The organism is Streptomyces caeruleatus (genome assembly GCF_001514235.1).
In the GTDB taxonomy this organism is placed as follows: Bacteria; Actinomycetota; Actinomycetes; order Streptomycetales; family Streptomycetaceae; genus Streptomyces; species Streptomyces caeruleatus.
In genome coordinates this window covers 99,971-113,540 of sequence record NZ_KQ948929.1, presented here as the reverse complement: position 1 = coordinate 113,540, position 13,570 = coordinate 99,971, and the positions used below count along the sequence as shown (strand labels likewise).

General features: G+C 72.9%; 8 protein-coding genes and 1 pseudogene. All 9 read right to left on the bottom strand.

Annotation, left to right across the window (positions count from 1 at the left end):
* Nucleotides 1–166: pseudogene (locus tag AQJ67_RS49400) on the bottom strand (DNA-directed RNA polymerase subunit alpha); the annotation flags it as partial.
* A gap of 426 nt (nucleotides 167–592) precedes the next feature.
* Nucleotides 593–2,467, bottom strand: coding sequence for a 2-isopropylmalate synthase (locus tag AQJ67_RS18800; protein WP_079056033.1), 1,875 nt, complete (start codon nucleotides 2,465–2,467; stop codon nucleotides 593–595).
* A 25-nt stretch (nucleotides 2,468–2,492) separates the two neighbouring features.
* On the bottom strand, nucleotides 2,493–4,088 hold the full coding sequence (locus AQJ67_RS18795) for an amino acid adenylation domain-containing protein (protein ID WP_062720165.1): 1,596 nt from the start codon (nucleotides 4,086–4,088) through the stop codon (nucleotides 2,493–2,495).
* 169 nt (nucleotides 4,089–4,257) lie between these two features.
* A complete protein-coding gene (locus tag AQJ67_RS18790; RefSeq protein WP_062720164.1) occupies nucleotides 4,258–4,947 on the bottom strand; it encodes a thioesterase II family protein in 690 nt (229 codons plus the stop codon).
* Complete coding sequence (locus AQJ67_RS18785; protein ID WP_062720163.1) at nucleotides 4,944–6,242, bottom strand: condensation domain-containing protein; 1,299 nt, start codon at nucleotides 6,240–6,242, stop codon at nucleotides 4,944–4,946. The genes AQJ67_RS18790 and AQJ67_RS18785 overlap by 4 nt, the downstream gene beginning before the upstream one ends.
* On the bottom strand, nucleotides 6,235–7,530 hold the full coding sequence (locus tag AQJ67_RS18780; protein ID WP_062720162.1) for an MFS transporter: 1,296 nt from the start codon (nucleotides 7,528–7,530) through the stop codon (nucleotides 6,235–6,237). The genes AQJ67_RS18785 and AQJ67_RS18780 overlap by 8 nt, the downstream gene beginning before the upstream one ends.
* On the bottom strand, nucleotides 7,527–9,347 hold the full coding sequence (locus AQJ67_RS18775) for a condensation domain-containing protein (protein WP_062720161.1): 1,821 nt from the start codon (nucleotides 9,345–9,347) through the stop codon (nucleotides 7,527–7,529). Before AQJ67_RS18775 ends, AQJ67_RS18780 begins: the two co-directional genes overlap by 4 nt.
* Nucleotides 9,344–10,465 carry a MupA/Atu3671 family FMN-dependent luciferase-like monooxygenase gene (locus AQJ67_RS18770; protein ID WP_062720160.1) on the bottom strand — a complete coding sequence of 374 codons (1,122 nt, stop codon included), beginning with the start codon at nucleotides 10,463–10,465 and terminating at the stop codon, nucleotides 9,344–9,346. The genes AQJ67_RS18775 and AQJ67_RS18770 overlap by 4 nt, the downstream gene beginning before the upstream one ends.
* A complete protein-coding gene (locus AQJ67_RS18765; RefSeq protein WP_062720159.1) occupies nucleotides 10,462–13,488 on the bottom strand; it encodes a type I polyketide synthase in 3,027 nt (1,008 codons plus the stop codon). The genes AQJ67_RS18770 and AQJ67_RS18765 overlap by 4 nt, the downstream gene beginning before the upstream one ends.
* Between the last annotated feature and the right edge of the window lie 82 nt (nucleotides 13,489–13,570).

Here is a 13,570-nt window from a genome sequence, read left to right as displayed (position 1 = left end):
CGCGGATGGACGTGACCGCCGCACCCGGGATCGAGGACAGGAGCGTACGACGCAGGGAGTTGCCGAGGGTGTAACCGAAGCCCGGCTCCAGCGGCTCGATCACGAACCGGGAGCGGAACTCGTCGACGACCTCTTCGGTCAACGAGGGACGCTGAGCAATCAGCACGGGGTATTGCCTCCAATGTTTGGCGCCCGCTATGTGACGCCGTAGACACCACGAAGGGTACGGGCGACAGGCGCGATACGGCCTCCGCAGGGGCCGAACCGCCCGATTCCAACCCAGTGGGAGGCTTCGGGTCTCCCTTCCGCCCGCCACCCTACGGCCGTTTCTGCTACGCCGCGTCCAGCTCTCGGGCAGGACGGCCAAGCAGGCATGCCCGGCGCGGGCATGGACGCAGAGGTCGTGAGCACGGCGTCGACGGTCCTGCCCGTCCAGGGTCCAGTCTAGGTAGCGCCTGCCGGGGCAGAGACCGGGCAGGCGTCGCGGCAGCCCATGCTGAGCATCCCATGCTGACGACGACGTCGGCGGCGCGGACGATCTCGTCGGTTCAGGGCTTGGCGAACTCGCGGGAGATGTCGATGCCGCGCTCGCTCATCGTGGCGATGGCTGCCGGGTCGACCTCGAATCCGGAGTCGGAGCCGCCCGACCAGGCGACGGCACCGTCGCCGGCGAGGTGCTGGAAGAAGCCCGGTTGACCGCCGAGACCACTGCCCTCAACCGGGCCAGTTCCGCGTCGTCGGTGATGCCGGCGCCGTGGTGGACCGTGCCGTCGACGGTGACCCGCGCGTAGGCGGCGAAGCGGGTACCGACGGTGTCGGGCAGCGGGTGGCAGGTCAGTTCCGGGCGCTGCACGGTGATGCCGATGCCGGCCAGGGCGGCGGCGAAGGCGGTGGCCGCGTCGGCTCCGTCGGCGGTCAGGCGCCGCTCCTCGCCGTTCGCGAGGACGACCAGGGCGGCGAGGGCGACGCCGACGGCGCCGGGCGTCGCTCGGAACTCCTTGAGCATGAGCCGCGGCCGGTCGAACTCCAGGTACTCCTCGGTGAAGAGGGCGTGCAGCTCGCGCGAGGTGAGCTCGCCGCCGTCGTGGTCCGCGGCGCGCTGGACACGGCGGCCGAACTCCACCCGCATCGTGCGCGGCAGGTCCAGCCCGTAGGCGGCGTTGAGCACATGCGCCACCCCGCCCTTCCCGGACTGGCTGTTGACCCGGACGACGGACTCGTACGTCCGGCCCACGTCCTTGGGATCGATGGGCAGGTAAGGGACGTCCCAGGGCACCGCGGTGGCAGGCGTGCCCGCTTCGGCGGCACGGTGCCCGATCGCGGCCAGGCCCTTGGCTATGGCGTCCTGGTGCGTGCCGGAAAAGGCCGTGTGGACGAGGTCGCCGACGTACGGGTGACGGGGCGGCACCGGCAGCTGGTTGGCGAACTCGACCGTGCGGCGGATCCCGTCGATGTCCGAGAAGTCCAGCTGGGGATCGACCCCCTGGCTGAAGAGGTTCAGCGCCAGCGTCGCGAGACAGACGTTGCCCGTGCGTTCCCCGTTGCCGAAGAGGGTGCCCTCGATCCGTTCGGCGCCCGCCAGGACGGCCAGCTCCGCGGAGGCGACCGCGGTGCCGCGGTCGTTGTGCGGATGGACGGAGAGGATGACCGACCGCCGGTTGTCCAGGTTGCGGTGCATCCACTCGACCTGGTCGGCGAAGACGTTGGGGGAGTCGGTCTCCACCGTGGTCGGCAGATTGAGGGTGACCGGTCGGTCCGGACTCGCGTCCCACAGCGCGGCGACCGTGTTCGACAGCCGCAGGACGAACTCCGGCTCGGTCACGTTGAACGTCTCCGGTGAGTACTGGAAACGCAGCCGGGTTCCCTTGGTGGCGTCCGCGCGGCGGGCGACGTGCCCTGCCGCTCGGACCGCCATCTCCTCGACCTCGTCGGTGGTCATCGTGAAGACGACCTCGCGCCACAGGCAGGCAGTGGCGTGGCACAGATGCACCACCGCCCGGTCCGCCCCGTCGAGGGCCTCGAAGGTCCGGTCGATCAGCTCGGGCCGGGCCGGTGTGAAGGCGGATATCGTCACGTCGTCCGGTATGAGGTCCTCCTCGATCAGCGTGCGGACGAATGAGAAGTCCGCTTCGCTGGCCGAGGGGTATCCGACCTCGATGTCCTTGAAGCCCATGCGGACCAGCAGGTCGAACATCGCCCTCTTCCGCCTGATGTCCATCGGGTCGCGCAGCGCCTGGTTGCCGTCCCGGAGGTCGACCGACGCCCACAGCGGGGCCCTGACCAGGGACTTCGACGGCCAGGTGCGGTCCGTCAGCGGAAGCGGAAGACGGGTGCCGGACCGCTCGTAGCGGGAAGAGGGCATGGCCGAGCCGAGCTGGGCGTTCCACCATGGCTGATCCGCTCCGCGCGGTCCTGTGGGCGTGGTGAGCCGTGGTGGGACGGGCAGGGGCGACGGGGTTGCGGTCATGTCATGTCTCCCTGGAATCCAGGTCTCAGCCGGCCTGTGCCGCCGAGTGCGGTCCGGCCGCGAAAGCGGTGCGGTCCACCTTGCCGTTGGCGTTGAGCGGCAGCTTCTGTAGATGCGTGAACCGCCTCGGAATCATGTAGACGGGCAGCCGGGCGCGCAGGAACGCGGTGAGATCGCTCTGCGAGACCGCCTCGCCCGTGTAATAGGCGACCAACTCGGCATCGCTCTCGTGCTCCTGCACCACCGCGACCGCGTCGCGCACGGCCGGGTGCCGGGCCAGGGCCGCGTCGACCTCGCCCAGCTCGATGCGGTGGCCGCGCAGTTTGACCTGGTGGTCGAGGCGGCCCAGGTGGACCAGGGCGCCGTTCTCCCGGCGGACCCGGTCGCCGGTGCGGTACCAGAGGTCCTGGGTCAGCGGCGCCGTGCCGTCGTGGACCACCGCCGCCCGCCCCGGGCTCCAGTCCACGAAACGGCCCACGTCGTCGGCGGGGTCGAGGTAGCCGTCGAAGCGCTGGACGCCCCGGACGCACAGCTCGCCCGTCTCGGCGGGCTCGCCCTCGTCGTCGAGGACCACATGCTCCAGGTGCGGCGGCACCTCGCCGATCGGCAGGGTCCCGTTGGTGCCAGCGGCGAGCAGCGACCCCTTCCCGCCGAGGTCCTGCCCCGAGCAGACGATCGCGACCTCGGTCGGCCCGTACAGGTTCCACAACCGTGCCCCCGGCGCCGCCGCGGCCCACTGCTCGGCCTGTTCGGCGAGCAACCGCTCGCCACCGAACAAGACGACCTTCAGCGACGGCATCGAGTCCGGTGCCAGCCCTCCGGTGCGGGCGGCGATGCCGCCCACCGACGGAACGCAGAACCAGTGCGTGACCCGCTTGGCGTTCACGTACGGCGCCGGCCGTACGACGTCGTTGGGCCGGGGCACCACCAGGGCGCCGCCGCTCGCCCAGGCGGCGAAGAGTTCGAAGACCGCGACGTCGAAGGAGATCTCCACGTTCTGCGAGACCCGGGACTCGGGTGTGAAGGCGTTGTAGTCGACCAGCCAGCGCAGCGTCGGCACCACCCGCGCATGCCGGATCGGCACACCTCGGGGCCGACCCGTGGAACCGGAGGTGTAGAGGATGTACGCGACGTCCTGCGGCGACACCCGCACGACGGGAGCCGGTTGCACGTCCTCCGCTACCGCGCCGGCCGCCTCGGCGTCGGTGAAGGTGACCAGGGGAGGCAGCTTCCGGCCGTCCGTCCCGTCCGCGCTCTGCGCAGCGGCCAGTTCACCGGCCCGTGCCGTGGCGTGCTCGTCGACCACGATCAGGTCCAGATCCGTCATGTCCGCGATGGCGCGGAGCCGGCCGGCCGGGAAGGACGGGTTGAGCGGGACGACGGCCGCGCCGAGGCGGAGCGCGGCCAGATAGCCGGCGTAGGTGGTGAGGCTGCGGGCCGCGAGCAGTCCGATCCTGGCCGGGCGGTCCGGCAGCCGCCGGACCACGACGGCGGCCATCCGGGCTGCCGCGGTGTCCAGTTGCCGGTAGGTGAGCGCGGTGTCCCGCACATCCAGCGCGATGCGCTCGGGGTGGCGTTCGGCGCTGGCGGCGAAAAGGTCGACGAGAGTGGCGGGTTCCATCGGACACGTCCTGTTCTTCGCGGCTTCCGGGCCGGTACGGCGAGGGACGGAGGGCAGTGGCAGCGGGGATGCGGGGCGAACTCGTGACTCAAGCAGGGGCGTTGGCTCGGTCACCGGGAGTCGGCAGGCCTCGGGCAACGGGTGTGCGCGCAGGTCGCTTTCGGGGAGCTCACACCAGTTGCTCCAGCGTCTTCCACACCTCCGGCCACCACTCCGTCACGTACATGTGGCCCCCGGCGAACTCGACGGTGTCGAAGCCGGCGGAGGTGAAGGCCTCCCAGTCCAGCCACTCCTCCTCGGGCACCAAGTGGTCCTGGTCGCCGCGGATCGCGGTGATCGGGACGGGCAGCGGGTCGCGGGCGGGCGGCGTGTAATCGGCCAGCAGGTTCACGTCCGCCCTCATGACCGGCAGCAGGAAGTCCCGCAGCCGGGGGTCGGCGTACTCCGGTATGTCCCGGCCCGCGATGGCCCTGGCCCGCGCCATGACCTCCTCGTCGCCACCGTCGAGCCGTTCGGCCTGCCGGTGCGAGGGGCTGACGGAGCCGCTGACCACCAGGTGCCGGGGCAGCGGGCCGCCGGTGTCGGCCAGGTGCCGGACCGCCTCGTAGGCGAGCAGCGCGCCGAAGCTGTGCCCGAAGACGATGAACGGCTGTCCGTCCGCGGCGGCTTCCCGGATGCGCTGTGCGGTTCCGGCGGCGGCCTCGGGGAAGTCGCGGTAGAACGGCTTGCCGAACTCCCGCTCCCGGCCGGGGACCTGGATGGGTACGGCACGCAGTGCGGAGGACTCCTGAAGCTGCCAGGGGCGGTAGACGCCCGCGCCCGCTCCCGCGTAGGGCAGGCACATCACTGAGGTGGTCATACCGTGTTCTCCTGGCCGAGGGGTGGGGTGGCTGCGTCGGCGCACAGGAGGCCGAGCTGGGCGTCGAAGGCGCGCAGCAGGGCGGCCGAGTGGCCCTGCCAAGGGCTGCTGAGCGGGGCCTGGGCGACGCAGTGCAGGGTGCCGGTGGACAGCTCGGTCACCTGGAGCTGGATCTCCGCGTGCCCGCCGACGGGTGGGACGGGGAGGGCGCGGATCCGAACCGGGCCCGCGGTGTGTTCCGCCCGCTCCCAGTTCTCGAAGGCGAACAGTGCCTGGTAGACGGGCATCCGCCGGCCGGGCGTCGTCCGGGCGGCACGGATGATCTCGTCGCACGACAGCGCGGAACCGATGACGCTCTCGCGCAGGGACCCCCAGACCCGTTCGACGACTCCGGGCCCGGACAGTTCGGGCATGCGCACCGGCAGGGTGTTCGTCAGATAGCCGATCTCGTCGCTCTGGCCGGGCGTACGTGCGGCCACCGGCGTTCCGACGCAGAAGCCGGCGCCGCCGGTGAGTTCGGCCAGTGCCCGGCCGAGGGCCGCCAGCAGCACCGCGTACGGCGAGCAGCTGCTGTGCCGGGCGCGGGTGCGCACCGCCCGCCAGGTGGCGGCCGGTAACTCGAGGCTGTCCTCAGCCAGTTCGGCCTGGGCCAGCTGCCGCTGGCTGGGGCCGGGGCCGACGGCGGCACCCGGGAGGGGCAGGTCGGCCGCGCCGTCGAGCACGGTCCGCCAGTGGGTGGCGAGTTCGGCGCGCCGGGCGGGAGGCAGGGTGGCGGGCTCTGCCCGTTCGCGGACGGGCAGCACGGGGTCCTCGCCCGTGACGGCCAGGGCGTAGGCGCGGGCCAGGTCGGCGGCGAAGATCTCCTGGGACATCCCGTCGAAGGCGATGTGATGCACCGCCAGGTAGACCGTGGCCCCTGCGTCGTCCGGTGCCACGGCGGCCCGGAACAGGCGTCCCGCGGCGAGGTCCAGGGAGTCGTCCGCCAGTAGGGCGGCGGTCGCGTCGTGGCTGCCGGTTCCCGCGGGGAGGTACAGCGGGGGCGGGACGTCCCGGGGCGGGAGCACCTTGCGCACCAACTCCCCCCGCTCGACGACGAAGGCGGTGCGCAGCGCCTCGTGGCGGGCGGCGACCGCGTTCAGCGCCGCCCCGAGCGCACCGTGCTCGACCGGACCGTCGGCGCGGATCCGGGCGAGGGCCCGGTTGGCCCGGGTCGACGGCGCGATCTGCTCGCCGACCCAGAACTGCCGTTCCAGCGCGGAGGCCCGCTGCACGCGGACCGGCGCGTCGTCACTCACGGGCCATCTCCTTGTCGGTGTCCGAGGAATCCTCGGCCGGCGCCGGCGGGGTGTCCATGTCGCGCAGCGCGCGACTGCGCAGCGAGACGAGCACCAGGACGATGTACGTGGCGCCGAAGCACAGGAGGGTTCCACGCAGCCCGATGCCGTGGATCGACCAGCCGGCCACGAGGATGCCGATCGGGGCGGCGCTCATCCCGACGGCGGAGGTGAGGGCGAAGACCCGGCCGAAGACCGCCGCTGGGACCTTCTCCATCATCACCGTGGACAGCGCCGGGTTGAGCGGTCCGGCCGCGAGGCCGAGCAGGAAGGAGATCACGATGCTCAGCACCGCGCCCGGCATGCCCGTGAGGCTCAGGCGCAGGGCGCCGATGACCAGGAAACAGCCGAGCAGGGTCCAGCGGTTGCTGGTGAGCCAGCGGGCGCTGGCGGGGCTGTAGCCGAACGTGCCGACGACTGCGCCGCAACCGGAGGCGGCCACCAGCCAGCCCAGGTACTGGCCGCTGCCGAGCACCTGGTCCGAGTAGACCGGCAGGATGACCGGGGTGAAGGCGTCGTCGAGGAAGTTGGTGACGAAGACGAACGCCGTCATGGCGCCGACCACAGGGATGCCGCGGACCACTTTGGCGCCCTCGGTGAGCTGCCGCAGGAATCCCTCCCCGCGCTGCGCGGCGGAGGCGGGGGAGGAGCTGTGGGGCACCCCGACCGCGACCAGCAGGGCGGAGAGCAGGAAGGACGCGGAGTCGATGTACATGCCGGTCACTGGTCCGGACACGGCGATCAGCAGGCCGGCCAGCGGAGCGCCGACCAGCAGGCCGAGCCTGGGAGCCCCCTGCATCCAGGAGTTGGCGCTCGCCAGCCGGATCCCGCCCCGCTCCGCCAGCGGCTTGATCAGGCTCTGCCGTGCGGCGCCGGTCGGCGTGGAGCCCAGGCTGCGGCCGAAGAGCAGTCCCATCAGGACGGGCAGCGGCAGTCCCACCGTATCGTCGAGGAGTGGGACCAGTCCGATGGAGACGCCCGCGACGACATCGCTCAGCACGCTCATCCGCTTGCCGCCGACGCGGTCGATCCAGACCCCGCCGACGGCTCCCGCGAAGATCAGCGGAAGGGTGTTGGCGAAGCCGGCCAGTCCGGTGGAGACCGAGCTGCCGGTGGTGTGCAGGACGTACAGCGGGACGGTGATCACCGTGATGGCGTTGCCGAACGACGACAGGTAGTGCGCCAGGAGCAGGATGAACAGCGGCCGACGGTGTGGCGCCACTCGCTCGGGTTCCGCGGCAGTGGTCATGGGGTGTCTTCCTGACTGGTGGGGGGCAGGACGTCGCGGACCTGGGCGCCGCTCGCGCCGCTCGCGTCGGCGAAGAGGCGCTCCAGGTGATCCTCCGAGACCCCGACCGCACCGGGTACGGCGGTGTCCGGCGGGGTGCCCGGGCGCAGCGGATTCCCGCGAGCCAGGAGCCGTGCGGTCAGTTCGGCGAGCGTGGTGCCGGGCGCGATGTCCCGGGGGCCCGCGTCGAAACCCGCGCCGCGCAGCAGCCGGGCCAGCCGTGCGGACAGCAGCGGCGTGCCTCCGCTCGCGGCGAAGCCGTCGTCCGGTCCGGCGGTGTCCCGGTCGAGTGCCTCGCGCCAGGCGGCGGCGACGGTGTCACGGGCTCGGGCGGCGGGGCTCACGAGCGGGGTGTCCGGGGAGCTGGCGAAGAGTTCGACCAGTTGCAGCAGCCGCCGGGCGAGCCGGTCGACGGTCTCCGGTTCGAACAGGGCGGTGCGGTACTCGAACCGGCCGTAGACCAGGTCGCCGAGGTGCCACCATGCGACGGTCACGTCCATCGAGGAGATGCCCTCGGGCACGGCGTTGGCGTAGACGGTGGCGCCGGGCACCTCGTAGGAGACCGTCTCGGCCAGGTCCAGGTGGACCAGCATGGTGCGCAGCAGCGGATAGCCGTGTGCGGTCCGCTCGGGGGCGGCGGCCCGGACGATCTCGCCGAACGGCGTCTCGTGGTGGGCCGCGACGGCCGCGCCCGCCGCCTGGGCCGCGGCCAGGAAGTCGTTCGGGGTGGGGTTCTCGGGCAGCCGGATCCGCAGCGGCACATTGGTGAGCAGGAAGCCGACCAGATCCTGCACCGCGGCCTGGCCGCGGGTCACGCTGGGCACCCCGATCAGGATGTCGCGCTCGCCGCTCTCCTCGTACAGCAGGGCCGCGTACGCGGCCGCCATGGCGTTGGCGACAGTGCTGCGGGCGGCCTTGGCGCGGCTGATGAACGCGGCGGCGGTGCCCTTGTCCAGCACGAAGTTGTGCTGACGGCCGAGCCGGTCCTCGGTTGCGACCGGGTGGTCGTACGGCAGCAGGGGCACATCCGGTACGTCCGCGAGGTACTCGCGCCAGAACGCGCGGTGGCGTTCGCCGTACTCGGTCTCGAAGTACGCGCGCTGCCACTGCGCGTAGTCGCCGAACTGCACGGGCAGATCCGGAAGTTGGGGCTCCCGGCCCTCCAGCCGGGCCTGGTAGGCCTCCAGCAGTTCGCGGTTGAGCCGCACGTACGACCACTGGTCGGTGAAGGAGTGCGGCATGGTCTGGACGATCTGGTGGTCGCCGCCGCCGAGGTCGGCCACGCCGATGCGCAGCACCGGATCCCGGGACAGGTCGAACGGGCGCCGCACCTGTTGCCGTACGAACTCCCTGCGGCGCAGCTCCCTCTCCTCCGCCGGACCTGCCGACAGGTCGGCGAAGGTGAGGTCCGCGCCGCGGTCCGGGTGCAGGCGCAGCCGTGGCTGCGCACCCTCCACCTCGACGCTGCTGCGCAGCAGTTCGTGCCGACGCACCACGGTGGACACGGCCTCGTCGAACGCGTCGCGGTGGAACTCCCCGACGAAGCGCAGTCCGAAGCCGAGGGTGTAGGTGACGGTGCCGGGGTAGAGCTGGTCGAGGATCCACAGGCGTTCCTGGTCCATGCCCAGGGGCGCGGTCTCACGCGGCCCGGTCCGCGGCACGAGTGGCGGCGGCCCCTGGCGCTTGCGGGACAACCGTGCCGCCAGAGCGGCCCGTTGCTGCGGGGTCAGGCCCGCGAGCCGGGCAGTGAGGGCGGCTTTGTCGGCGGCTGCGGTCATCGGTCACGCTCCGCGGGAACACAGGAGAACAGGGCGGGCAGGGCGGCCAGCACCTCGGCGGTGGGCAGGCCGAAGTCGACCAGGAAGCCGACCTCGTCGGCGCCGGCCTCCCGCAGCTGTCCGAGGACGGCGGCCGCCTTGGCGGCCGGTCCCAGCAGGGAGGGACCGGCGAGGTAGTTGAGATAGGCGCTCTCCAGCAGCAGCGTCTCGTCCTCGCCGGGCGCGGTGGTCTGGCTCCGGTACGCCCTCAGGTAGCCGTGCATCGCGGGCCGCAGGAAGTCCTCCAGGTCGGCGCGTTCGCTGACGTAGGCGTGCACCATGACCACCACGTCGCCGTCCCCCGGGTGGCCGGCGCGGCGCCACTCCTCGCGGTAGTGGGCGATGTTCTCCCGCAGCTGCGGCATCGTCTGGCCGAGCAGCGCGGTCATCACGCCGAGCCCGGCGCGGGCGGCCGAGACGAAGGTGGCGGAGTTGCCCGCCGAGGTGAGCCAGACGGGCATGTCGCGTCGTACGGGCGCGGGGCCGGTACGGACGGCGGCGGTGCCGCCCGCGGTCGTCGGGTGGCTGACTTTCTCGCCCCGCCAGTGGGCCCGGACCTGGTCGATGATCCCCAGGGTCGTCTCGCGCCGCCGCGCGTAGTCGGTGCGGGCGAGGACGAAGTCGTCGGGATGCCAGCCGCTGGCGAAGGAGATACCGGCCCGGCCGCCGCTGAGGTTGTCGACGACGGACCAGTCCTCGGCGATGCGCGCGGGGTGGTGCAGGGGGGCGGCGACGCTGCCTGCGCGGATCTGCACCCGTTCGGTCTGCACGGCGACGGCCGCGGCGAGGACAGCCGGGTTGGGCGAGTGCCCGCCGAAGTCCACGAAGTGGCGCTCCGGCAGCCAGACGGCGTGCAGTCCCGCGGTGTCGGCCTGACGTGCCGCGTCGAGGACGAAGCGGTAGTACTCCGGTGCGGAGACGGCGTCGGCGCTCGCGAAGAAGTAGAGGCTCTGCCGCTCGGGAGCCCCGGCGGCCGCGGCCTCGGCGGGTTCGCGGGCCGTGCTGTGCTGGAGCCTTCGCCCGAGGAGCCTGCGCTGTTCGGGGGTGAGGGCGGCCAGGCGGCGGGACAGGTCGGTCACGGCACTTCCTCGATCTCGTTCAACAGCCGCAGGAGTTCCTCGTCGTCGCGTTCGCCGGCCAGTTCCTCGGCCCGGCGGATGAACGCGGCCAGGTCCGAGTGCTCGTACAGGTCCCCGAGCACCAGGGCGAGGAGCAGCGTGTCGTTGATGACGTTGATGAGCTGAGCGGCCTGAAGCGAGGTGCCGCCGAGGGTGAAGAAGTTGTCCTCGGGGGCGAGGGGCGCACCGCCGAAGGCGTCCTGCCAGATCTCGGTGATCACGGTGGCGATCTCGCTCGCCTCGGGGGCAGGTTGCGCGGCAGGGGCGGCCGACCCGTCGTCTCCGGCTGGAGGGTCGGTCTCCCGGACGCCGTGCGGGGTGTCGCCCACGTCGTCGGACGGTGTGTCCGGCGCGTCGATCCAGTGCCGGGTGTCCGCGAACGGGTAGCGCGGCAGCGGGGCGGGCCGGTCCGGGCGGGGCGGGGCGAGGTCGACGGCGCAGCCGGCCGTCCACAGCCGGGCCAGGGCGGCGTGGCGGGCGAGCGTCACGTCCTGGTCGGAGCCGCCGAGCAGTTCGACGATCCGGGGTGGTCGTGCCGTGCCCAGGGCACGGGCCGCGCGGCGCACCGGATTGGTCAGCGACCGGCTGCCGCCCACACCGACGACCACGTCGCAGGGTCCGGCGAGCAGCGTACGGACTCCGTCGGCCAGCCGTACCGTTCCGCGGAGCTGGGCCGCCCAGTAGCCGGGGTCGGTGGCCTGGCCGGGCGTCAACTCCGCACCGGAGACGTTGGAGATCACCCTGGTGCGCGGTGCGGACAGCCGCAGCGCGCGCAGGAACTCCTCGAAACGGGCGGCGGCCTGATCCATCGAGCGGGTGTGGAAGGCGTGGGAGGTGGCCAGCCGGGTAGTGGCGAGCCCACGCTCGGCGCAGCGCCGTTCGATCTCGGCGACAGTGGCGAGGTCGCCGCCGAGGACGACGGCGTCGGGGCCGTTGACACCGCACAGGTCGGCAGGGAGCCCGTCGACGATCCCGCGTGCGGCCGCCTCGTCGAGCGGCACGGCCAGCATCGCTCCGGGCGGGGCCTCGCCCATCAGCGCCCCGCGCCGGACCACGGCCGCCGCGGCGTCCTCGACGTCGAACACCCCGGCGTACGCGGCGGCGGTCAGCTCGCCGATGCTGTGTCCGAGGAGAATGCCGGGCCGTATGCCCCGGCGCTCCAGCCACCACAGGTGGGCCAGGCCGAAGGTGAACAGCAGCGGCTGTACGACCGCGGTGTCCAGCAGCCGGGGGTCGTCGCCGTCCCAGGTGCTGAAGTCCCGCAGGTCGGGTCCGCCCGCGCGCAGCACGGCGTCCTGCAACCGGGTCAGGTCGGCCGCGAACGCCGGATCCCGGTCGGTCGGTGCGTCGGCCGCCGACAGCCGCACGCCCTGCCCGGGGAGCAGGACGGCCACGGCGGGCTCGGGCCGGGCGGGCGGCACGTCCGTGCCCTCGGCCACCTCCTCCAGGGTCTTCCGCAGCGCCGCGTGCGCCTGCTCGGGGTCCGGGGGCAGGGTGATCGCGGCCCGGTGCGCCAGGTGGCGCCGCCCGTGCCAGAGGGTGCCGATGACGTCGCCGAGGCCGACGTCCGCTCCGGGGCCGTCCAGCCAGGTGGCGAGGTCCCGGGCGCGGTCGCGCAGGGCTTGGGGTGTCGCGGCCGTCACCACGGCCACCCGCGGCTCGTCGCAGGCTTCCGGCCCATCGGCCGCCCGGGGGCCGTCGGCGGTGGGTCCGGCGGCACCGGGGGCGAGGATCACGTGCGCGTTGGTGCCGCCGAGCCCGAAGGAGCTGACGGCGGCGCGAGAGGGCACCGTCCCGTTCCACGGCCGGGCCTGGCGGGGGATGAAGAACCTGGCCGCGCCCAGTTCGGCGTCCGGGCCGTCGCCCGGCTGGGCAGGGACCGGCGGCACGGTGTCGTGCTGGAGGGCCAGCACCGTCTTGATCAGCCCCACCACTCCGGCGGCGGTGTCCGTGTGGCCGACGTTCGGCTTGACCGCGCCGATCGCACAGCCCGGCGTCGCGGCGCCGTACACCTCGGCGAGCGCGGCCAGTTCGACCTGGTCGCCCAGGACGGTGCCGGTGCCGTGCGCCTCCACGTAGCCGATGTCCTCGGGGGTGAGTCCGGCGACCTCCAGGGCCTCGCGGATCACCTCGGCCTGCCCGCGCGGGCTCGGCGCGGACATGGCCATCCGGTCGGCGCCGTCGTTGTTGACGGCGCTGCCCACGATGTGTGCCCGCGCGGCCCGGCCGGGCTCCGGCAGATCGGCGGAGCGCCGAAGCACCACCACGCCGGCCCCGCCGGACGGAACGGTTCCGCCGCTGCCCCGGGTGAAGGCGCGACAGCGGCCGTCCGGTGCGTAGATGCCGCCCTCGGACCACCGGTACTCGGGCCGCTCGACGGGAAAGACGGTCACGCCACCCGCGACGGCGATGTCGCACTCGTAGGTCAGCAGGCTGCGCACGGCCTGGTGGACGGCGACCAGGGAGGTGGAGCACGCCGTCTGCACCGTCATGCTGGGGCCGGTCAGGCCGAGCCGGTACGACAGCGCCGTGGCGAGGTAGTCGCGGGAGTTGCCGAACAGGATCTGCTCGGTGCCCTGGGTGCGCACCACGCGGTCGTTGCGCAGCACGTGGTGGTGCAGATAGTCGTCGGGTCCGCAGCCGACGAAGACACCGACCCGGCCGTCATCCCGCTCGGGGTCGATCCCGGCGTCCTCCAGGGCCTCCCACGTCAGCTCGGTGAGCACGCGGTGCTGGGGGTCGGTGGTCGCCGCTTGGGCGTGTGTCATGCCGAACAGTTCGGCGTCGAACCGCTCGTAGCGGTCGATCTGGCCCGCGACGAGCGGTCCGTCGGCCGGGTCCGCGCGGTCCTCCCGGGCGGCGGGCAGGCAGACCCGGCCCGCGACGATGTTCGCCCAGAAGGTGCCGGGGTCCGACGCCCCGGGGACCCGCAAGGCGAGTCCGACGACGGCCACGGCGTTGTCCGGACGGTCCGACTCAGTCATGCCGGTGCTCCTTCAGGTGCGTGCGACCAGGCCGGGAACGAATGACCGGTCGAGGACGGTCCGTTCCCCCGGACCGGACTCC